Origin of the sequence: Treponema putidum, from assembly GCF_024401155.1 — a bacterium.
Classification (GTDB): domain Bacteria; phylum Spirochaetota; class Spirochaetia; order Treponematales; family Treponemataceae; genus Treponema_B; species Treponema_B putidum.
Genome location: NZ_CP038804.1, coordinates 2,654,696 through 2,676,411 on the forward strand (window position 1 = coordinate 2,654,696; position 21,716 = coordinate 2,676,411).

The following is a 21,716-nucleotide window of genomic DNA, read 5'->3' on the forward strand; positions in this document are numbered from 1 at the left end:
TTTTATAAGTTTTATGACAAGCCTTCTATGTTTCCGTTTACAAGGTCAATTCTAACGGCCTGCGGATCTTTCGGAAGTCCAGGCATTCTCATCATATCTCCCATAATGGCTACAATCATTTCAGAACCGGAATTTAAAACGATGTCTCTGACATTCATTTCAAAGCCTTTAGGAACGCCGTAAAGTTTAGGATCCGATGAGAAAGAGTACTGCGTTTTTGCAATACAAACGGGGAAGCCTGCCATTCCGGCTTCTTCAATCTTTTTAATCATCTTGTCGGCAGCTCCCGAATATGTAACATCAGCGGCACCGTAGATTTCTTTACAGATCTTTCCTATCTTTGTTTTGATTGAATCCTTATCTTCGTAAACGAATTTTAAGGGCTTCGACGGATTGGTTTCGATTGTCTTTACGACAAGCTCAGCAAGTTCAACAGCACCCTTTCCTCCTTCAACAAAGGCATTGTTGACGGCAAAGCCTACACCCTGAGCTTCGCAGTGCTTTTTAACCAGTTCCAATTCGGAATCAAGGTCATACCCGTATCGGTTAAGGGCGACTATTACGGTTTGTCCGAATTTTTTCATGTTTTCGATGTGCTTATCCAAGTTTGCAAGGCCTTTTTTGAGGGCTTCTGCGTTGGGTTTGGATATTTCTTTTTCGGGAACATCCCCGTGCATTTTTAAACCGCCCGTAGTGGCCGCAATTACGGTCAATTTGGGGTTTAAGCCGGCCTTTCGGCACTTGATATCGAAGAATTTTTCGGCACCGAGGTCTGCAGCAAAGCCTGCTTCGGTAATTACATATTCACCGTAGGTAAGAGCCGTTTTTGTTGCGATTACCGAGTTACAGCCGTGGGCTATGTTTGCAAAGGGGCCGCCGTGGATAAAGGCGGGTGTGTTTTCAGTGGTTTGTACAAGGTTTGGATTGATTGCGTTCTTTAAAAGAACTACAATAGAACCTGCAATTCCTAAATCCTTTACGGTTACAGCCTTATCTTCCGTATCGTAGCCTAAAATAATATTTTCGATTCTGCGGCGCAGATCTTCAATATCTTTTGCAAGACAGAAAATGGCCATAATTTCGGAAGCCGGTGTAATATCAAAGCCGGATTCCATAACTACGCCGTTGCCGTCTCCTAAGCCGGTAACAATTTGGCGTAAGTTTCTGTCATTTACGTCCAGAACCCTCTTCCAAAGAATCTTCTTAATGGCCTTAGGTGTTCCTTGAGTTCTGAAGATGTAGTTGTCAAAAAGGGCGCTTATCATGTTATGTGCCGAGGTGATTGCATGGAAGTCTCCGGTAAAGTGGAGGTTAATGTCTTCCATAGGTAAAACTTGGGCATAGCCCCCTCCTGCGGCACCTCCCTTCATACCGAAACAGGGTCCTAAAGAAGGCTCCCGCAAAGCTGCTACAGCCTTTTTCCCTATTTTGTTTAAGCCTAAGGCTAGACCGATTGACACGGTTGTCTTCCCTATCCCTGCCTTTGTAGGAGTGATGGCGGTAACAAGGATTAGATTATTCTTTTTTACCTTTGCATCATCTATAACACTGTAGGGAACCTTGGCTATGTATTTTCCATAGGGAATGACATTATCGTCATGAATCCCTAAACCGTCTGCAATTTCAGCGATTTTTTTTAGCTTCGCTTCTCTAGCTATTTCTATATCAGTTTTCATACAAATATTATGACATAAAAAGAGGATATTTACAAGCTGTGATAGTTTTTTTTTTCACCGAAATAAATGTTTTACAATCGTACCTCTCGTGCCCAAGTGTCAAATGTTTACAGCTTTTCCGGACGAGATGTTTTTTCCCCTAAATTTCGGCTTTTGGGGTTTTTGGGGCGGTCTTGTATAATTATAAAAAAAATATTATAATCTTCAATCAATACTGCAATTACTTATACGGAAAAAACTTTTTTCGGAAGCTGAAGCTTCCTGCAAAAATTTTTTATAGGAGATAAATTTATGGAAGATCATAAAATTTCAATGGAAAAAATTGTAAGTCTTTGTAAAAGAAGAGGATTTGTTTTTCAGTCATCCGAAATTTATGGAGGGCAAAACGGTGCATGGGATTACGGCCCCTTGGGGATAGAGTTAAAAAATAATGTTTCCCGTGCTTGGTGGAAAGAGATGACCCAACTTCATGACAATATCGTAGGGCTGGATGCTGCAATTTTGATGCATCCCCGTACATGGGAGGCTTCCGGCCATGTTGAAAATTTTACCGATCCTTTGGTCGATTGCAAAAAATGTAAATCCCGTTTTAGGGCAGATCATTTACCTCCTGAAAACCTTGAAAAAAGAATTTGTCCCGATTGCGGCGGCGAGCTCACCGATACCAGAAAATTCAATCTTATGTTTAAAACTCACATCGGCCCCACAGACGATAATTCAAGCGTTATCTATCTTCGCCCCGAAACTGCCCAAGGCATTTATGTAAACTATAAAAATATTATCCAGTCAAATCGAATGAAGATTCCATTCGGTATTGCCCAAATCGGAAAGGCTTTTAGAAACGAAATTGTTACAAAAAACTTTATTTTTAGAACCTGCGAATTTGAACAGATGGAGATGCAGTTTTTTGTAAAGCCCGGAACTGATGACGAGTGGTTCAACTATTGGAAAAAACAACGCTGGGCTTTCTATGAAAAGTACGGGGTAAGAACAAATAAACTTCAATGGCATCAGCACGGCAAAGATGAGCTTGCGCATTATGCAAAAGATGCTTATGATATTGAATACGAATTCCCGATGGGCTTTAAGGAGCTTGAAGGTGTTCACAACCGTACAAACTATGACCTTACACGTCATACCGAGTATTCCGGCAAAGATATGCAATACATTGATCAAGATAACGGAAATGAAAAATATATTCCGTACATAATTGAAACTTCGGCAGGTCTAACACGGAATGTTCTTATGTTTATTTGCGATGCCTACGATGAAGAAAAGGTTGCAGATAAGGGAAACGATGATGACTGGAGAACCGTATTACACTTTCATCCTAATATTGCCCCTATAACCGTAGCTGTTCTTCCTTTGATGAAAAAAGACGGGCTTGCTGAATTAGCCGAAGAAATTCGAAATGAGCTTAAGGAAGAATTTAAAACCGATTACGATCAATCCGGAGCTATAGGCAAAAGATACCGCCGCCAAGATGAGGTCGGAACTCCTTTTTGTGTAACTGTAGATTATGATTCAAAAGAAGATAATACGGTTACCTTGCGCTTTAGAGATTCTATGGAACAAGTTAGAATTCCCAGAACCGAATTAATTGCAAGAATAAAGACTGAAATTAAAAACTATAAAAGAGTATAGTAAAAAGAGCAGAAAATGGAAAACTACTCCTACAGTGCAGAGGACAAGTCATTACTTACGCCTCTGCTCTATAAATATTTTGTATTTCCCCTTGTAAGAATTTTACCTGAATCGATTCCGGCAAATATAATAACGGTATTTTCAAACAGTTTTATACTTATTTCTTTTTTTATTGCCTATATAAATTATCTGCAGGATACGTATAAATTTTTGTGGCTCATACCGGTTTTGTGTTGGTTATATATTGTAGGGGACTGTTCGGATGGTGTGCAGGCAAGACGGACAAAAACAGGGTCTCCATTGGGAGAGTATCTTGATCATTTTTTGGATAGCTTTGTTACGGGATTTCTTACCGGCATTTTAATGCTTTGCTTTAGAGTTACAAATCCTATTTTGCTTTTTTGTGTATATCAGTTTTTATATTTGGGACAAATAGGAACATTTTGGGGCCGTTTTAAAAACGGGGTGATGCAGTTTGCTGCTTTTAGTACGAGTGAAGGAATTATGGCGATTTCCCTCATGTCGGCTCTTGCCTCTGTAGGTTTTATACGTGAAGCAAGCGTAAAAAATATTTTGTTCGGTGTTAGTATTCCATACATAATTATTTTTGCAGGTTTTGGAGCGGCTTGGTTTACGGGTTTAACTGAGATTTTTAAAACTAAGAGGTACAGTATACGTTTATTTTTGCATATCGTTTTTTCAGCTTTAATAGGGGCGGTTTTAGTTTGGTATGTAAAAGCTTCAATATTTACACAAACTGTAATTATTACATTTTATAATGTTCTGTTTATTCAATCGGTACTATCGGCTACGGCAGAAAAATTAAAAGAATCTTTTCCGGATTTTTTAGTGCCTTTAAGTTGTCTTCTTTATTTTATTTTTTTTGAATATAGTATTATTATTTCAATTATTCAAGGTTCATATCTTTTAGTTAGAATAGTAATAAGATTTTTAATATTTTTTAAAAAATATAAACATTGTTGGTATTGGAAAAATCCTCTCCCTACAAAAAAATAAATAAAAATGCTTTTAAGGTATTGACAAAATCCTGATAAAATAGCAAGGTATACCTATGGTTGGTCAGATATTTAATGATGAATTTTTAATGTCTCCTGAGATAAAAGATATAGCAGTGTTTGAAATCCCGAAGTTTATAGATGCTGCAGATGATGAAGTGGTCTCATCAGCTTTGAAAATCTCCAAGGCTTTTGGCCGATCAGCATCTTTTGAAATTTACACGGATGAGACCAAGACAGATTCAGAAAAAAACTTGATAGAAAGTTTTATGAAAAATATCCGGCTTCTTGTTCAAAAAACATGGGTTGAAAAAGATGATGAAGAATGTAAAGAAGATACCTTGTATAGAATAAATTCTTTATGTGAAAAATTGACTATATCTGAAAAACCTTCCGTCTATAAAGAATCATTTGATGAGTGTTTTGCAATTTTGCAAGATGTGGTTGCTCTTCTTTTCGGAGATATGGTAAAGGCAGATTCTTTTGTAGAATATGCTTTTCGTATAGACCCTGCTTTCGGTTTTTTTTGGTATTATGTTACACGCCTTTCAAAGGTTGAAATTATTTCCGATGTAAAAGCTAGGTATGCCGTTTTGCTTGCGATGTTCTTTTTGGCAAATTTTTAAAATAAGCTCTTTTGAATTTTCAATTGTTATTTCTAAAAATATGAGATTCTAAAATCACATGATTCGGTAAATCCTATTTTTTTGTACATTTGCCTCGCAGCCGAGTTTTTAATTTTTACAAAGAGGGCGCATTTTTTTTTATATTGAAAACAGTCGTTTACGAGCATCATCATATTGGCTGTTCCGACCCCCTTGTTCCGGTACTCAGGAATTGTAAAAACTCCGCCTATTTGGTTCCAGTTAAAACCTGAAGCGTTTATTCCGGCCTTTGAGATATATCGGCCGTTCTTTTTTACTGCATATAGAGCATGGCTGTTTATTCTTTTTTTTAATAGCTTTAAGCATGATTCATAAGAGGCTTTTACTCCGGGTGCTAAAACCTCCGATTCATTGTAATCTATTTCCATTGGGCAAAGAATTTCCGCATCTTCGATAGGAGGTTTTAAAAACTCTAAGGTTGACTTTAAATTATGGGAGGCTTTCATACAAAAGCCGTTTGTTTGATTCGGCTTATTTTCACTTAGAGTAAGAAGTTTATAGTTTTCAAATCTGGCCGGTACAAGAGATAGGCTTTGTTTTATTAGTTTTTCCAAATAAATGGAAGTGTTTTTTTCTCCCATTACTGAAAGCGGTTCTGTTTGTTTTAAAAAAATATTTTTGATATATTCTGCAATATCGTCAGTAATTTCTTTAGTAAAACAATGGAGCAAAACGCCGTGGGCTGCCAATAGCAAAACACCTATAAATTCTTTATCTCTTGAAAAAAAAGCTTCGGCTTTTATAAAGGTAAAAAAATCTTGATCAGTATCAAAAAATCTTTTTTGCTTTTTCAGACATTCGGTAAGGTTTACACAGAGGTGTTCATGGGGAAGAATCAGGTTTATAAACTTGTCTATATTTTTTTTTGTGAGCGGTACATGAAAAAAAATCATTTAGGTGTTCCTATTTTATTCCCGAAATAGGTAATTTTCCGTTAGGGGTGAAGTCGCCGCAGAGAGCCCCGAAGGCCGCGGTAAAGGAAGCCGGTGAATAGCTATAAATGGCGATTGCCGTTTGGGCATCAGGCACCTTCGCCAAAAATGCAGGAGATAGAACTGAGATAATGATGTATTTTTTCTTAGGGTATTTACTCATTATTTTTTGTAAAACACTTAAAGAATATTTGTCGGACAGGCAAAATATAATTGTATCAAAGTTTTGTACATGGTAATAGGCGGAATCGACTTCTATTATTTTTGCTTTTGGAAAACGTTTTAAACCGTATTTAAAAAAATCTTTATAGTCAGAGACAAGAAGAATATCTTCATTTTCTTCAGGCTTAAAAGGGATATCGGCATCCCGAACTATTGTGGTGGAACGGCCTGCTAAACTTAAAAAGAATTTTTGACCTTCTTTGTCGGGAATTCTTTCATCCAGTTTTTCCATATCAGGTATAATGGGAACATGATTGCTGCTTTTAAAATATTTTAATTTTTCAAGCAAAATACGAAAAGCCGCATCTTTTACTCTATCTTTAAATTGGGGTTCGTCTTTCATAGCCTTAATATTATCCTTCCAAAAGGCTTGATAATGCCGCGGTGTTGTAGAAGATTCAATGATGTCATTTCCTGCTTCAAGAGCTAACTTTACGGCCTTTGCAATTCCGCCTGCAAAATTCATAGCTCCATGCATCATCATATCATCGGTAATTATAAGTCCCTTAAAGCCCAGTTCGCCTCTAAGTATGTCCATTAAAAGATATTTGGAAAATGTTGCCGGTTCTCCATTAGGTAAAATTGATGAAAAGTTTAAGTGCCCTGTCATAATTGCGGGTACATCCGCATCTATTAGATACTTAAAAGGAATCAGCTCTCTGTTGCGGAATGTTTCTTCGGATATGTCGATTTTAGGCAGACGGCCGTGACTGTCGATGCTGGTATCTCCGTGACCCGGAAAATGCTTTGCTGTTGTAAGAACGCCTGCATCCCTGCTTCCTCTAACAAAGGCTGCTCCTAGTATTCCTGCGGCATGAGGGGAGTCTCCAAAGGAGCGTGGGCCTATTATTGATGAGTCATGATCCGTTAAAAGGTCTACTGCCGGTGCAAAGTTTAGGTTTATGCCGAGAGCACTTATTTCGCGGGAAATATAATAACCTGAATAGTAAGAATCTTGAGGTATGCCTGACGCTCCTATTGCAAGATTTCCGGGCGTTTCCGAGGTTAGGCCTTTTACATGTCTAACCCAGCCTCCTTCTTGATCCGTTGCTACAAAAAGAGGAATACCGAATCTGCCCTCAAGAGATTTTTTTTGTAAAATGGAAATAGATTTAGCAAGTTTGCGGGAGTCTCCCGTATTCCAGCCGAAGACCTTGATGCTGCCCAGCCCCGATTCTTCAATCCATGAAAAGAGTAAGTCCCCCGGATTTTGACCTGCCCACCCGAACATAAAGGTTTGAGCTAAAAGTTCCTCATCGGTCATGTTGTCGATTATTTCGGCCGCCAGTTTTTCATTCGGCACATTATCATAAAAATTCGGCAGTTTTTTTGCTGCCGGATTGGAATTCAAATTAAGCAATAATAAAAAAATATAAATAAAAAACAAAATATTTTTTTTTAAATTTGAGCCTTTTATTTTCATAAGTTTGTTTATTCCAGCCAGTAAACCTTATCCGGCGCTTTTTCCGTAAGGAAAAAATTTTCATATCGATTTGATGATTCTACACGAACATCATCGGGGAAATATGTTGAATGCAAAAACCAAACAACATCTAAAATGTCTCCAAAAGAGTCTGAACATGAATACCTGTAATAAAGCTCTATATCATCATCTTCTAATATTTTTCTTCTTTCGGGATCGGTTTTGGTATCGGGGTCTATGGCTTCCCGGATATTGCTTCGTAAGCCTCCATACCATGCATGTGTTACCGACAAAAGATTAAGACGTTTTTCTTTGTCCATTTTATAAAGTTCATAGACTCCCGACATTGCGGGAACGGCACGGTTAATCTTGTACTTATCAGCCTTAGTAAGAGGCGACCATGTGAGAATGTAGTGAGGCTGATTTTTAAACATCTTCTTTATAATTACAGGTTCCATTTCAAACATTGAGGCATTATACTATTTTTTTATTAAAATTGCTATAAGGCCTTGTCAAAGTTTGTATTTTTTGATATACTGTCAACACTTCGGCGCCGTACCCAAGTGGTAAGGGACAGGTCTGCAAAACCTTCATTCATCAGTTCGATTCTGATCGGCGCCTTCCCCATTTTTTAGTTTTTTTTCATAATGGGAGCCTCTTCACAGAGGTTCCCCTCCTTTTTTAATTTTAAGCCCTTTTATATATTTTCCTTTCTTTTATTTGATCAGATTAGCAATAAGGGCAGGAACAGTTATAAATGTTCCTATTGAGCTTCCAAGCGAAGAAAGAATAAAAACAAGAAGAACCTTTGTGATTCTGTTTTTATACCAGCCGGATATTTTTGCTGCATCATTTGTAAGGTTTTCCATATCCCTGACTTGCGGCTTTTTTGCCCAAGCCTGTACAAGGCCTGAAATCATGCCTATACCTAAAAGCGGATTTATTGTTGTAAATGGAGCTCCTAAAAATGAAGATAGAATAGCCAGAGGATGACCAAGGGCGATAATAGCTCCTATCGCTGCAAGCCCTCCGTTCCAGAGAACAAAGGATAAGAGCATTTGCCCTGTTTTTATACCGCCTCCTTTAATAAAGCCTAGAACAATCAAGCCTATTATAATTATAGGAAATATCCAAGAAGCAATTTTGCTTCCGGTGCTTTTCGGCGGGATTGCCTCAATGTCGGAGACATCTGTTGTTTTTGTACCTGCTTCCAATTCTTTTATAAAGCGTTCGGTACCCGGAAGATGGCCTGCACCTAAGACAGCTACAATTTTTTTTCCGCTGCTTTCCCAAATTTTTGTTGCGAGATAGCGGTCTCTTTCGTCTATTAAAACCCCTTTTATGTTCGGAAGATATTCGGCCATTTCCTGCATCATGTTGTCCATTGCACTTTGATTCTTTAATTTTTCTATTTCGGCTTCGTCAACTTTTTCGTTTGAAAAGGCGGCACTTAACAGGGTTGCTAAAAGTTTTGACCTTCCCCAACCCTTATTTTTGGCCCAAGCTCTTTTTAATGTTATGTGAATAGGGCGGTCAACCATTTCGGTTTTTATGTTCAGCTCTTGAGAAACTTCAATAGCCGCTTTCATTTCATCGCCCGGCTTTATACCGAGATCGCTTCCGAGTTTTTTTTGAAAAGAGGCAAGAACCAAATTTGCAAGAAGTAAAAAGCCTTTTCCTTCCCTTAATATTTGGGAAATATTGATTTGCTGCCATGCGTCTTTTGAGGTTAAGGACTTATACCTTGCTTCGTCCAATTCTACACAAACACAATCGGGGTTTTCTTCCCTAATTGTAGATTCAACATCCTTAATACTTTCTTTAGAAACGTGTGCCGTTCCTAAAAGAATAATTTCGCGGTCTTTTAAAAGAATACGCTTTAAAGTTTTTTCGTTATTTTCGTCCACAGTTGTTTCCTTGTTCAGAATGAGCTAACTCAATGATAGAGTTTAAAAATTCGGCTTTACCGCAGTATTTTGCTGCATCGATTACTCCGCCTGCCATGTGTGCATGACCTCCTCCCGATCCCATATCTTTTACCGCTTCTTGAATTAGATAGCCTGCATCGAGGTTTTTATCGCGGCTTCTTGCGGAGAGTTTATATTCAGGGCCGTTTATTTCCATTACAATAACAAAAGAAATATCTTTTATCCAAATTAAAAAATCGGCTACAACCGATAAAATAGCTCTTGAGTAGTCTTCACTTAATTCTACAATTAAAAAATTATCTATGCGTAAATAGTTGGTAAAGGCCTGTCCTATTTCTTCAAGGTCACAGATGTTGATGGTTGTTTTAATCATTTGATAGGTTTTTTGCACATCCGATTTAAAGTAGAGTTCATAATAAGCGTCCAGATCAAGTTTACTTACACTTCTGGATAGAAAAGCCGTATCCAGCTGTATACCCGCAATCATTGCTGTTGCAGTTACTCTGTCATATTCTTTTCCCGATTCTTTCCAATAGGACCAAATAATGGAAGAACAGGCTCCGATACCTACCCTTATATCCGTATAAGCTGCCGTAGATTGCATCCTTGCCGGATGGTGATCTATTACGGCCTTTAAGATACCGCCTACATTTTTTACGGTTCCTTTAAAAGGAGAGCCGTCTACAATTATAACTTGGTATTTTTTTAAATCATCAATTTCACCAAGTTTTAAAAGCGGGTAGTCTAAATATTCTACAAATTCTATTAAAGACAGACTTTGAATATGACCGCCGTAAGCAATCTCTACTTTGTAGCCGTAAGTTTCTAAAAGTTTTAAAAGAGCATAAGCTGCGCCTAGAGCATCATGATCGGGAAAATCATGAGTCTGTACAAGTACCGGTTGATCTTTGTTTAAAACCGAGCAAAGCGTAGAAAATTTTTCTTCCATGAATTTAATCCTAAAATACCGGAACAATATATCACAAAAAAAAGTGTTTTTCAATCGCCTGTGCTTTTATCTTAAAAGCTTTTCAATTTCCTCTTCCTTATAATATTGAGCTTGTGCGTTCCAGAGTTCACTGTATTTACCCTCTTTGTCTTGAAGAAGAACATCGTGAGAGCCTTGCTGTACCAACTTGCCTTCATCAAAGACTGCAATCTCATCGCAGAATTTACATGAAGAAAGACGGTGCGAAATATAAACGGCTGTTTTGTTTCCTATGATTGTATCAAACTTTGAATAAATTTCAAACTCTGAAATCGGGTCGAGGGCGGCGGTCGGCTCATCTAGTATTATAAAGGGAGAGTCTTTATAAATAGCTCTTGCCATCGCAATCTTTTGAGCTTCGCCGCCGGATATTTCAACGCCTCCTTCTTCATAGTCTTGATAGAGATAGGTCTTTAAACCTTGCGGCATTTTTTGTAAAGCTTTTTCGAAGCCTGCTTTGGTTAAGGCGTCTTCAGCTCTTTTTTCATCATATTCCATTGAAGCTGAAATATTTTGTCCCAACATAAAAGAGAAAAGTTTAAAGTCTTGGAAGACTACCGAAAATATATCCAGATACTCGTTATAATCATACTTTTGGATATTGATACCGTTTAATAAAATCTCGCCTTCCGTAGGATCATAAAAGCGGGTGAGAAGTTTTATCAAAGTGGTTTTTCCACTGCCGTTCATGCCGACTATGGCAAGCCTTTGGCCTATTTTGAATTTTAAGTTCACATTTTGTAGAACATATTTTGAGGTTTTAGGATATTTAAAACTTACATTTTTAAATTCAAACTCATATTCATTATCATCTCTTTTTTCGATAGGAAGGGAGCCTTCGTATTTTCCGTTAGATAAATTAAGATAATCGAAGATGGTCTTAAAATAATCTTTATTGGCATAAAGGCTTGAAATAGACATGATGATAAGAGTTACGGCATCGGCAGTTAGTACTGCAATGCCCGTATACTGAACAATATCGCCCAACTCGATAAGGCCGTAATAGGCTTTGAATCCTGCATAAAAGTATACAAGCAAAGAAGAAAAAATTGTCATCAGTCCCGTTTGAACATTGCACTTAAAAAAATTATGAGACATCCGGTTATAAAAATTTTTTACATTATTATTGGAATTTTTTAACACACTTGTAAGTAAATTGTAATTATAAAGACGGACATCCTTTCCCGATTTGTAATCATCGTTAGTATTCATATATACACGAAGTAGTCTGTTTAAAAATACGACATCCTTATCAAACATTGCCTGCATTTTGGTATTAAATTTTTTGGAAGCCAGTATTGAAATAAGGCTGAACGAAAAAAATAAAAGAATAAAAATCGTATTCCATAACCAATTGGCTATAGGAATAAGCTCCGATTGCATCCTAAAAAGATTTATGGAAAAAATTATTGCAAAAATAAAAGTCAATACCGAATTTATTATTGCACCGAAATGTCTGCCTACATGGTAGATACCGTAATTTCCGAAGTTGTCATATTCTCTCATCTTTGTAAGGCCCAACTGAAGATCAGTGTCTTCCAAAAATTCGTAATCGAGTTTCATAGTTTTTTTATTTATTTCCATATCCCTTTTATACAATATGATACGGAATCTGTTAGTTTGAGTCTCTTCTGAAAATCTTTTTATCAAGATTAAAACAAAGTTACTTATAAGAGCTATAAGACAGAGAAATAATATTTCTTCTTTTGTTTTACCCTTTACAAAAGCATTGATGATGAGCTTTACCAAATAAAGGTTTATAAAAATATCGGCTGTACTTACAATTTGTTCTAAAATTAATGATGTAAATAAAACCTTATCCGTTTTATAAGAAAATTTAATAATATCTTTTATACCTGTTTTCATTTTATTTCCCTCCCTTGTGTTTATTGTCTTGATAGTATGAACTTTGTATATCGAACATTTTTTTATATTCTCCGTTTTGTTTTATCAAGTCCGAATGACTTCCTTCTTCTATTATTTTACCGTTTTCGATTAAGATAATCCTATCACAAAAACGGGTTGATGCCAGTCTATGCGAAATAAAGATAGAAGTTTTATCTTTTGTCATATTATTGTACTCGGAATAAATTTGACTTTCCGCTATAGGATCAAGAGCCGCTGTAGGTTCATCTAAAATAGAAATAGGCCCGTTTTTATATAGAGCTCTTGCAAGCATAAGACGCTGTTCTTGTCCGCCTGAAAGGTCTATCGCATTAGGCCAAACGCCTTTTACAAGATAGGTGTTTTCCTTTTCGGTTAAGGTTTCAATAATTTTTTGTAAGCCTGATTGTTTTAGGGCAGAATCAAAGTCTTCTTGGTTAAATTTTTTATTTCCTGCGGTAACCAGATTTTTAATAGTATCGGGTAAAACATACATATCTTGAAAAACAGTTGAAAATAAAGAATAGTATTCATCAACATTGTATTCGTTTATATTTTTTCCGTTTAATAAAACTTCGCCTTCAGTGGGTTGAAGAAGATTCATTATCAAACATGTTAGGGTAGTTTTTCCCGCTCCATTTACTCCGACTATTGCAAGTTTTTCTTTATCTTCTATGCGCAAATTTAAATCTTTAAAAATATATCTCTCAGATTCGCCATATTTAAAAGAAACATTTTTTAACTCTATATCGAATTTTTTAGGAAGAGGAATGCCTTTACCTTTGGTTAATCCGTCATCAAGCTCGCAAAAGTTACGGTAATAGTCTATGTTTAAACTTTCTCTTTTTAAGAGAGTAATCTGCGAAATAATTCCCAATAGCCAACCTGAAAATGTTTTTATAATAGAGAATAAAAAGATAAATTCTCCTATGCCTATTTCTTTGTTTAAAACCATTCCGGTTAAATAAATATAGGCAAGGCCGTCTCTTAAAAATATAAAAAGAGCCGATATAAGGGCACCGATAAAATTTACGGTTTTTATTTTTCCGTAACATTTGTTTATTATTTTTAAAGAACTCTTATATGCTTGCACTATCCAAGTTTCTATCTTGTAGAGTTTTATATCTTTAGCAAATTTATAATCACAAGCCCTTTGTGTAAGATACCTCATCTTATGATGTTCTTTTTTTAAGACTTCATTTATTTCTTTATTCTTTTTTATCTCATATTTTCCGTAAAAATAACTTACTGTTCCCGATATAAAAATTAATCCGATAAGAATGGGATTAATAGAAGCAATAAGGCTTCCGAAAAAGAAGATGCCGACAATACTTACAATGAGGCTGCTTATTTTCCTCGGGAATTGCTGGCTTATTGAGTAATCATTATCTACCATATCTCTTGCTTTTTCAAAACTTAAAATTCCTTCTTGTGAAGCAATATTTTTATATGACATTGTCCACATTTTTTTGTAAAGCTCTGTCATAAGCTCTATTCTCCGGTAAGATCCTCGGCAATTAAACCTTGCATTTAAGAAGGTTTCAAGAGCTTTTAAGACTGCTACAATAAAGGCTATAATCAAAAAACTTTGAATAAAGACGGAAATTCCTGCCTTATTTTGAATCGATTCTATTACCGCCCTCGGCAAGTAGGCACTTGCAAGAGGCGAAAAAACAAAGACAGGTATGTACAAAACCATTAGACTAAAAAGAATCTTATCGGTTTTAAGAATGTTTTTTAACATATAAAGGCTGTTTTTTATAATCCCTCTTTCTTTTGACTCCATAAGAGTTTCCCTCCAATGAGCCTTATTATACAATAAAAACTAAGGTTTTGGGAGAGAATGGCATAGATGGTATCAGATTTGACGCAAACGGTTTTTGAAAATATGCGGGCAATTACTGCGTCGTTACACAAAAGCGAATGCTCAACGTACAGTAAGTACGCCTCCGCTTCGCTTTTGTTAAACTCCTTGTACTTACCTCGCCTATTTTCAAAAGGACTTGCGAAGGAGCGGGCATCTTCTGCGTCGCACGGCAAAAAAGTGTCCTCGACGTATACCCGATACGCCTGCGGTACTTTTTTGCCTAACTCCTTGAATCTGCTCCGCCTATTTTCAAAAAGATTATTCAAAAACTGCCACAGACGGCGGTGGTTACACCTCCGCTTCGCTTTTGTTAAACTCCTTGTACTTACCTCGACTATTTTCAAAAAGATTATTCAGCAAAGAGTATTGTATTGCAAAGATGCAAAGGAATTTTGATGGCGGTTTAATAAATCTTTTCTACATTTACCCTTCGAGGGCGTACCGGGTTCTGGAGTTTCTTTTCTTAGTAAATTTAGTATAAATTCAAACATTTTTTTATAATTTACTATTTTTTTCAAATAATAACTATAAATATAATGGGAGAAAGCAAATGCTAAAAAAATTTGAAGATTTAACATTTACGGATGATTTTATGTTTTGTAAAATCATGCAAAATGAAGATTTATGCAAAGGGCTTATTGAAATGATATTATCAGATACAATAGGAAAAATTACCTATATCTCGGTACAACATAATATTAGTACCTATGAACAGGCAAAGTCCGTACGGTTTGATGTTTTGGTGCAGGCAGAAGATGGTAAACTTTATGATATAGAAATGCAGGTAAGCAATGAACGCAATATCCCGAAGCGTATGCGGTTTTACCAAGCTGCCATAGATATTTCGTTTTTAGACAAAGGCAATTCCTATAATAACTTAAATGACAGCTTTATAATTTTTATCTGCTTGTTTGATGTTATAGGCAAAAATAGGCCTATTTATACCTTTGAAAACCTTTGTACAGAGGATAAAAATACCCCTTTACAAGACGGTACAAAGAAGGTTATAATAAATGCAGAGGCTTTTGAGAATACTGAAAACAAAGAATTAAAAAACTTTTTAGAATATATTAAAACCGGAAAAGTAAAAAATGAATTTACAAGGGAGATAGAAACTATGATACAAAAAGTAAAACAAAACGAACAGGCAAGACAGGAATACAGGTTATTATCTACTTTTGAAATGGATGCTAGGGATAAAGGCTTTTCTGAAGGTTTAAAGCAAACAGCTAAACTTATGAAGCTAAAAGACTTAGATATAGCTTTGATTAAAGAAATAACAGGCCTTTCTGAATCTGAAATTGAGGAACTGTAATTTTCTATTTTAATTGGTAGAATTCTATTAAATTGCACATTTAAATCAACATAGCCCGGCGCTTTAATTCATTGTTATTTTTTTTCGGCAACAAAATAATACCTATGAATTCTTCCCTTAATTACGCCTTCTTTTTTAAGAATTTCTTGCGCTTTAAAGAGATTCTTTTGATGTTTTTTTACTTCAAAGTATGGGAATTCCCAATCAATTATTCTCGCAAACCAAACAAGTGCACCCACATCATAAAATTCAATCGGCTTATAGGCTTCAGCTTCTTCTATAATATCAAACCCATTATCAATAAATTCTTGTTTTGAAATACTCAAGTAAGCATCAGGGAACGGAATTTCAACATTGCCGATTAAAAGTTCTACCAGTTCTCTGTCATTTTCAGCACCGACTTGCTGCGTAAGAAATACTCCTCCGCTTTTAAGAACTCTTTTAATTTCAGTTACATTGTATTTACCATGCCTATTAGTAATAATATCAAAGTAATTATCTTTAAAAGGAAGGGCGTCACCTCCATCGCATGGTTTAAAATCTATTCCTAAAGGAAGAAGTCTTTCCTCACATATTTTTATATTTGGATCATAGCCTTCAATTGCAGCAGTATATTTAGGATTTGAAAGAAAATATAAAAGAAATTCTCCTCCGCCTGTTTCCATATCTAATAAATAATCAGTATTACGCAGATAAGATTTTATTACATTTCCAAAATCCCATGGAAGGTCATCTTCTTCTTTATACCTTCCTCTAATGTGAGAGAAATCCCAACCTTTAATATGAGCTATTTCCTGCTCATGCAGCCATTGATTTAAAAGTGTTTGTTTTTCCATGTTCTTTATTCGTAATTAGTTTATCATGTATGAAAAATGTATTCAAGGAGTGTTTGCCATCTTGTCATCTTGTTTGCCAGGCAGCAAAATTGCAGTGTTTTTAAGCGGTACTATTTGTGCTGCTATTCAAAACAATCGGAAACATAAGTTCTACGGCGAAGGCTCCTTCTTCGCTTTGACGGTTTATAAAGGCCGAATATTTTTTAACTATTGCATCGATTCGTCCCGAGCCGAATCCGTGATCTTTACCTTGTTTTGTTGTAAGAAATTTTCCTTGAGTTTTTTTGCGGCGGCCATCGCAAGAATTTGTAAACGAGATATAGAGATTATCATTTAATTTTCTTATGTACACCCTTATAAATCTTTTATCTTTTTCTTTAAGGCTTAAAGCGCCCTCAATGGCATTGTCAAAAAGATTCCCTATTATTACGCAAAGTTCAAGATCGCTTAAGATTATGTTTTGAGGAATAGAAGCTTTTATGTTTAGTTTTATATCATGTGAAAGAGCGATAGCTATCTTTGTATTTAAGATTGCATCGCTCATCAAATTGCCTGTTTTTATTACACTGTCCACCTTAATGAGATCTTCTGTTAGATTGTTTAAATAGCTTTCAAGTTCATCATAGTTTTTAAATTCAAGATAAGCTTTCATAACTTGAATATGATTATGAAAGTCGTGCCGCCAGCCGCGCATTTTTTTATAGATGGAATCTACATCCTCGTAGTATTTATTGATAAGACCGTTTTCAAAATCATCGAAACGCTTATTGACGGCTCTTCTAATTAAAAAGTACAGAAGTATAAACAGCAAAAGGATTGAGCTTAAAACAAGTATAAAAATGAACATCAGATTTCTCCTTGGGTAAAAAAGCCGATAAAGAGGGTGTTGACATTTTTATATTCCCTGCGGCTTATCGGAATTAAAGTATTATCCGCAAGGACGGCCTTGTCTTTTTGAAGCTGCCTTATGTGCATCAGGTTTGCGATAAAGGCTCTGTGAGTTTTTACAAATAGTTTGGAATTTAACTTTTCTTCCGCCTCCGATAAATTCATTCTTGTTATGTATTCGCTTTTTAAAGTTTTTATTTTTAGATTATGTGAACTAGATTCTATAAAAATAATTTCAGATTGCTTTAATTTTATAAGGCTCCCTTCGCAGGAAAAAACAAAGCTTTCTTCTTTAACTTTATCCTGTTTTTTTAATGCTCTATCCAAGCAATCAAAAAGTTTTTCTTTTTTTACAGGTTTTAAAAGATAGTGTAAGGCTTCGACATCGTAGCCTTCCTGCATATAGTCGGGTATACCTGTTATAAAGATAATAACGGCTTCGCTTTTTATTTTTCTTATTTTTTTTGCCAGTTCTATGCCGTTTATTCTTGACATCTGTATATCCAATAAGATTATATCTATATCGGAAAGCTCTTCAAATTCAAACCAAAACCGTTCTCCTGAAGAAAATATTTTAATTTCCGAATGAAGATTATTTTTATTTGCCCATTCGGTTACATAATTTTTTAGGAGACGTGATTGAACTGCATTATCTTCAATAACGGCTATTTTAAGCATAGTTCTGCTAATCTTATCAATAGAAAGAAATATACTTCTCCGGCGTCTCTTGTTCGGCTGACTTTAATTTAGTTTTTTTATTTAAATTGATATCATACGAAAAAAACGTCAAAACACTCCCGTCATATTCAGTAAATAAGAGTTGGTTATTGTCTGTAATTCTAACTTTATATATTGAGTTTGAAAGTTTAATTAAATTTTTACCGTTATAGTCAGAGATATATAGGGCTATATTATCTTCTGAATTTAGTGTGTTATCATTATTTGTGTCTTCATTTACAACGGCATAAATATTTTTATCGCAATAAATATTATTTCCGGTTTTTTCTTCAGAAAATTTATATCTATATATAAAAATATTTGAGTCAAATAATTTATACTCTTCATAACTTGTATCATTTATAAAAATTAAGTTGGTAATTCCTTCGTTATGTGATTTTTTTGAAAAACTTGTGCCGGATTTAAAGGCTGCTTCAGGTATATTATCATACAATCCATCGGCCTTTATTTTGGAACTTTTAAGATTAAAAATAAAAACATCTTTTATTTTTTTGTTGAATTCGATATATTCCCGTATCTCCTCTTTTGGATCGTCTGCAACAATTGTTACTCCATTTGAGACAGTATGGCGGCCAAATGGATTAAATGCATCTATCATAACAATAGCCCATGTAACAATCCCTAAAATTAAGAAAATAAAAATTAACACAAAATCAATTTTTTTGATTAATTCAAACGATATTTTTTTCATTTTATAACTCCTATAAGATAAATAGTGAGGCAGCATTTATGCCGAACTGTTTATCGCCTATGTTTATAAATACTGTATGAACAGTATTGTATATCTTTTTATCAAGAAGTACAAGATACCGCATTTATCCAATTTATGTAATAGAGTGATGTGCTTTTAGCTTATACTATTTTTTGAATGATGCTTTTATCAATAAAGTGAGCTTTTGAGGCACACACGCAAAAAGTCCGCCGCTGGAAAAAACTGCTTGGAAATGATATGATGTAATGAAGAGATATAAAATATGAGCGATTTAAAATTAACTCTTTTTAAAAAATGGGAATTCGATAACGAATTTTCGTATGTGTATGGTTCGGTTTTGCTGGCGGACGGAACTGCGGTAATTTTGACCTCGGAGAACACCGATTGGAAAAAATATTGCGCCATTATCCTTTTCCCCGGCGGCATAAAAAAGATTCAGATTGACTACGCTAAAACATCCAATAGGGATTATCCCGTGCTTTTTCGGTCTGGGAACGGCTTCGGTATTATCATTTCGGCAAAAGAGGTGCGGTATTATTATACCGGTGATTTTTCATCACACGAAATCATTCCGATAAAAAACAAGCCCTCTTTTTTAATGAGGGGAATTATCCCCGAAAAAGCGGAACAACGGTATTTTCAAAATATATCCGATAGTATGACGATTCCCGTCTGTTTCGAAAACGAAGTATATTACGGCGATGCACGGAATTTCGCTCTGCTCGAATTCAACGTTGCAGCAAAACGCGCCGAATGGAAATCTTTTTCAAACATTGATAAAAAGGCATTCACACACCGTGATGACACAACAGACGAGACGCCCAAAATAGACAGTCTGAAAATAGCAAACCGAGACATCTATGCTTTTCTTTCGGGAGAAAGTACAACATCGGTTAATAAATGGGGGATGGATTACTATGCACTTGCAAAAATTTCTGCTGGCGGGAAAGTCGTTGAGAAGTTGATCGAATCGGAAGATTTAAAAATCGGAGGTAAAAAACGCGGTGTGAACGGAATGTTCACCAACTCCGACTATGTAGTAATGACACCTCTTTTTAAGACAGATGATTGGAAGGGAAAACAAAAATTTTTTTCACTTACTGCAAGGGAATATTTTGATATCAGTCTCCCGAGAGGAATGAGCAAACATAAGGTACAAAACATCAGCCAAGATAGTTGTATTACGTCTCTTTATGACAGAGGGTTAAAAGAAGTTGCACTTTGTAAAATAGGATAGCAACAGTAAAGATTTATGATATTTTTTAATTCGCAATAAACTATGATAAAATGAGTTGAATTCACATCAAAAGACCGTTTTTTTGGGTGGTAACATCATATTATCAGTTTGCTGAGGGAGTATGTTTTATTTCACAGTTTGATTTCAGGTTTGCATTTACTGAGATAAAAATGAATGCAATCATGTGATTGGCAAGGTAACATAACAATACAATTTTAGGAGGAATGTAGAATGCTGTTGGATGAGGAAAGATATGCTTCTGTTGTTGCTTATGGCAGGGATGCCGTAAGTAAATTTAATGAGAAGAGGATGGAGGAAGGATTCGCTCTTGCGGAACAAGGCTGGAAAGCTTTTCCGGAGTCGGGAGCAAAATGGAATCAGGGATACAACTATGCAAAAAGCTTTTTCAAACATGCAATGGAAAATCGTGATATGGTGATTGCAAAATGTTGGCTGGACAGAATGATAGAGAACAATGATGAACTGCATTTATATGATTTTGAGATTGAGCATATGAAAGCGAAGTATGAATTTGAAGTCGGAAACTTGGATGAAGCTTTTGAATTATGGAAGAATCTGCTCAAACAAAAAGGGGTAGGGTATCGATATTTTCAGTCTGATGATCCAAAGTATAAGGAGTTTTATAAATCTAGAAAATAAATGAGGAGAATGTATTATGAAAATGGAAACAGGAAAAAATTATCTCGTTAAAAAAGATATTTTCAGTTTCAAAAAGGGAGAAATCTGCTTATTATCCAATAAAGGATATCAGATTTACTTCGGCGAGCATAATTTTGTTTTTGTTAATGAAGAGAAGCAATGTAAATGGATGGTTTTGCGTGACGGATCAAGCGAAGATATGAGAATATATTGTCATTTGGAAGAATATTTTGAAGAAGTGAATAATACGGAAGCTTAATTGAATATCCGGAAAAAGGAGAAATTGATATGATAGCAAAGGCGGGAGATGTTTACTGCGTCTATAATAAACACTTAAAGAAATATACAGCTTGTCAAATCACAAAGATAGAAGAACATGGCAGGAAACCGCAGGCGGTAATTCTTTTACTGGATTGGTCGGGTGACCGGCCTCTTAAAATGGAGAATGACGGAGGAAGAGGTTGTCGATCTCATAAAAAAACTACAGTGAATATATCCAAAAATTTATTGCATATCGAACCGTGTCGCCACATCAAAAACAGCAGGAAAAACAATTAATAAAAAATTTTAAAGAAATGAGGGTAAATAATGAAAGCAAAATTTACAATGTATAACCATATCGGAAAACTGTGTGAACCGAATAACGGCTACACAAAAGAATTGAATCTCGTCAGTTGGAATAATCGTGAACCTGTCTACGATATCCGTACATGGAATGCAGACCATAGTGAATGGAAAGAGGGCGTTACCATAACTTATAATGAGATGCGCAAATTTCAAAAATTATTAGCTGATTATTTCAGTGCCGAAAACACGGATGAAGAACTGAGAAGTATCTATATTTCATTTGCATCAAAACTGAAAAACGGTTCTTTTGATGAAGATTTATACAATGTATTGTTTAAACAATTACAACAAAGATTCAAGCGGTGGAAAGATGATAACGCAGTACCTATGAGAACTTTTCAAGTTTGCATCGATTTGCTGTATGTGCTTTCAAAAAACAATCAGTTCCTTTGACAAGAAGATTTGGAAAAAGTAAAAGCTGCAAAAGATGAAATATACGGTCTTTTTATGGACTTCGA

At 35.5% G+C, this 21,716-nt stretch carries 20 protein-coding genes, 1 tRNA gene and 1 pseudogene; 10 read left to right on the plus strand and 12 right to left on the minus strand.

Annotation, left to right across the window (positions count from 1 at the left end; translation table 11 throughout):
• Window positions 1-11: 11 nt before the first annotated feature.
• Window positions 12-1,676: a formate--tetrahydrofolate ligase gene (locus tag E4N74_RS12170; protein ID WP_145475305.1), complete on the minus strand. Its 1,665-nt coding sequence runs from the start codon at window positions 1,674-1,676 to the stop codon at window positions 12-14.
• Between the two features lie 291 nt (window positions 1,677-1,967).
• Between E4N74_RS12170 and E4N74_RS12175 the strand changes: the two genes are divergently transcribed.
• Genes E4N74_RS12175 through E4N74_RS12185 form a run of 3 tightly spaced genes read left to right on the plus strand, consistent with a single transcriptional unit; the run spans window position 1,968 to window position 4,962 of the window.
• Window positions 1,968-3,320 (plus strand): glycine--tRNA ligase, encoded by a 1,353-nt coding sequence (locus tag E4N74_RS12175; RefSeq protein WP_044978404.1) that lies wholly within the window; start codon window positions 1,968-1,970, stop codon window positions 3,318-3,320.
• A 15-nt stretch (window positions 3,321-3,335) separates the two neighbouring features.
• Window positions 3,336-4,337, plus strand: coding sequence for a CDP-alcohol phosphatidyltransferase family protein (locus E4N74_RS12180; protein WP_255817992.1), 1,002 nt, complete (start codon window positions 3,336-3,338; stop codon window positions 4,335-4,337).
• Between the two features lie 55 nt (window positions 4,338-4,392).
• Window positions 4,393-4,962: a hypothetical protein gene (locus E4N74_RS12185; protein WP_044978406.1), complete on the plus strand. Its 570-nt coding sequence runs from the start codon at window positions 4,393-4,395 to the stop codon at window positions 4,960-4,962.
• Between the two features lie 32 nt (window positions 4,963-4,994).
• Here E4N74_RS12185 and E4N74_RS12190 read toward each other — a convergent pair whose 3' ends face one another.
• Genes E4N74_RS12190 through E4N74_RS12200 form a run of 3 tightly spaced genes read right to left on the minus strand, consistent with a single transcriptional unit; the run spans window position 4,995 to window position 8,045 of the window.
• Complete coding sequence (locus E4N74_RS12190; RefSeq protein WP_255805459.1) at window positions 4,995-5,894, minus strand: GNAT family N-acetyltransferase; 900 nt, start codon at window positions 5,892-5,894, stop codon at window positions 4,995-4,997.
• Between the two features lie 10 nt (window positions 5,895-5,904).
• Window positions 5,905-7,578 (minus strand): glycoside hydrolase family 3 protein, encoded by a 1,674-nt coding sequence (locus E4N74_RS12195; RefSeq protein WP_255817994.1) that lies wholly within the window; start codon window positions 7,576-7,578, stop codon window positions 5,905-5,907.
• Between the two features lie 8 nt (window positions 7,579-7,586).
• Complete coding sequence (locus E4N74_RS12200; protein WP_044978408.1) at window positions 7,587-8,045, minus strand: hypothetical protein; 459 nt, start codon at window positions 8,043-8,045, stop codon at window positions 7,587-7,589.
• Window positions 8,046-8,127: 82 nt separating this feature from the next.
• Between E4N74_RS12200 and E4N74_RS12205 the strand changes: the two genes are divergently transcribed.
• A tRNA-Cys gene (locus E4N74_RS12205) sits at window positions 8,128-8,199 on the plus strand.
• A 95-nt stretch (window positions 8,200-8,294) separates the two neighbouring features.
• Here E4N74_RS12205 and E4N74_RS12210 read toward each other — a convergent pair.
• The 4 genes from E4N74_RS12210 to E4N74_RS12225 all read right to left on the minus strand — a co-directional run bounded on the left by E4N74_RS12210 (window position 8,295) and on the right by E4N74_RS12225 (window position 14,164).
• The gene (locus E4N74_RS12210) at window positions 8,295-9,485 is read right to left on the minus strand and encodes a TraB/GumN family protein (RefSeq protein WP_044978409.1); all 1,191 of its coding nucleotides are present in this window, start codon (window positions 9,483-9,485) and stop codon (window positions 8,295-8,297) included.
• Window positions 9,472-10,455, minus strand: coding sequence for a DHH family phosphoesterase (locus E4N74_RS12215; RefSeq protein WP_255817996.1), 984 nt, complete (start codon window positions 10,453-10,455; stop codon window positions 9,472-9,474). The genes E4N74_RS12210 and E4N74_RS12215 overlap by 14 nt, the downstream gene beginning before the upstream one ends.
• A gap of 66 nt (window positions 10,456-10,521) precedes the next feature.
• A complete protein-coding gene (locus tag E4N74_RS12220) occupies window positions 10,522-12,360 on the minus strand; it encodes an ABC transporter ATP-binding protein (RefSeq protein WP_255818007.1) in 1,839 nt (612 codons plus the stop codon).
• Window position 12,361: 1 nt separating this feature from the next.
• Window positions 12,362-14,164 (minus strand): ABC transporter ATP-binding protein, encoded by a 1,803-nt coding sequence (locus E4N74_RS12225; RefSeq protein WP_255818008.1) that lies wholly within the window; start codon window positions 14,162-14,164, stop codon window positions 12,362-12,364.
• A gap of 631 nt (window positions 14,165-14,795) precedes the next feature.
• On the opposite strand from E4N74_RS12225, the gene E4N74_RS12230 reads away from it, so the two are divergent.
• Window positions 14,796-15,560 (plus strand): Rpn family recombination-promoting nuclease/putative transposase, encoded by a 765-nt coding sequence (locus tag E4N74_RS12230; RefSeq protein WP_255818009.1) that lies wholly within the window; start codon window positions 14,796-14,798, stop codon window positions 15,558-15,560.
• Window positions 15,561-15,634: 74 nt separating this feature from the next.
• Here the strand turns inward: E4N74_RS12230 and E4N74_RS12235 are convergent, their stop codons facing one another.
• The 4 genes from E4N74_RS12235 to E4N74_RS12250 all read right to left on the minus strand — a co-directional run bounded on the left by E4N74_RS12235 (window position 15,635) and on the right by E4N74_RS12250 (window position 18,713).
• Window positions 15,635-16,396, minus strand: a complete 762-nt coding sequence (locus tag E4N74_RS12235; protein ID WP_255805465.1) for a class I SAM-dependent methyltransferase — start codon at window positions 16,394-16,396, stop codon at window positions 15,635-15,637.
• Window positions 16,397-16,496: 100 nt separating this feature from the next.
• A complete protein-coding gene (gene atcS / locus E4N74_RS12240; RefSeq protein WP_255818010.1) occupies window positions 16,497-17,243 on the minus strand; it encodes a histidine kinase AtcS in 747 nt (248 codons plus the stop codon).
• Window positions 17,243-17,962 (minus strand): response regulator transcription factor AtcR, encoded by a 720-nt coding sequence (atcR, locus tag E4N74_RS12245; RefSeq protein ID WP_255818011.1) that lies wholly within the window; start codon window positions 17,960-17,962, stop codon window positions 17,243-17,245. The genes atcS and atcR overlap by 1 nt, the downstream gene beginning before the upstream one ends.
• 16 nt (window positions 17,963-17,978) lie before the next feature.
• Window positions 17,979-18,713, minus strand: coding sequence for a hypothetical protein (locus E4N74_RS12250; RefSeq protein WP_044978416.1), 735 nt, complete (start codon window positions 18,711-18,713; stop codon window positions 17,979-17,981).
• A 283-nt stretch (window positions 18,714-18,996) separates the two neighbouring features.
• Here E4N74_RS12250 and E4N74_RS12255 point away from each other — a divergent pair, with 283 nt between their 5' ends.
• From E4N74_RS12255 to E4N74_RS12275, 5 genes and pseudogenes are all read left to right on the plus strand, one after another.
• Complete coding sequence (locus E4N74_RS12255; RefSeq protein ID WP_255818012.1) at window positions 18,997-19,971, plus strand: hypothetical protein; 975 nt, start codon at window positions 18,997-18,999, stop codon at window positions 19,969-19,971.
• 231 nt (window positions 19,972-20,202) lie between these two features.
• Window positions 20,203-20,631, plus strand: coding sequence for a hypothetical protein (locus E4N74_RS12260; RefSeq protein WP_044978418.1), 429 nt, complete (start codon window positions 20,203-20,205; stop codon window positions 20,629-20,631).
• Between the two features lie 16 nt (window positions 20,632-20,647).
• Window positions 20,648-20,890, plus strand: a complete 243-nt coding sequence (locus E4N74_RS12265; RefSeq protein WP_044978419.1) for a hypothetical protein — start codon at window positions 20,648-20,650, stop codon at window positions 20,888-20,890.
• Window positions 20,891-20,919: 29 nt separating this feature from the next.
• Window positions 20,920-21,075: pseudogene (locus E4N74_RS12860) on the plus strand (death domain-containing protein); the annotation flags it as partial.
• 144 nt (window positions 21,076-21,219) lie between these two features.
• Window positions 21,220-21,651: a YdbC family protein gene (locus E4N74_RS12275; protein ID WP_158506571.1), complete on the plus strand. Its 432-nt coding sequence runs from the start codon at window positions 21,220-21,222 to the stop codon at window positions 21,649-21,651.
• Window positions 21,652-21,716 lie beyond the last annotated feature (65 nt).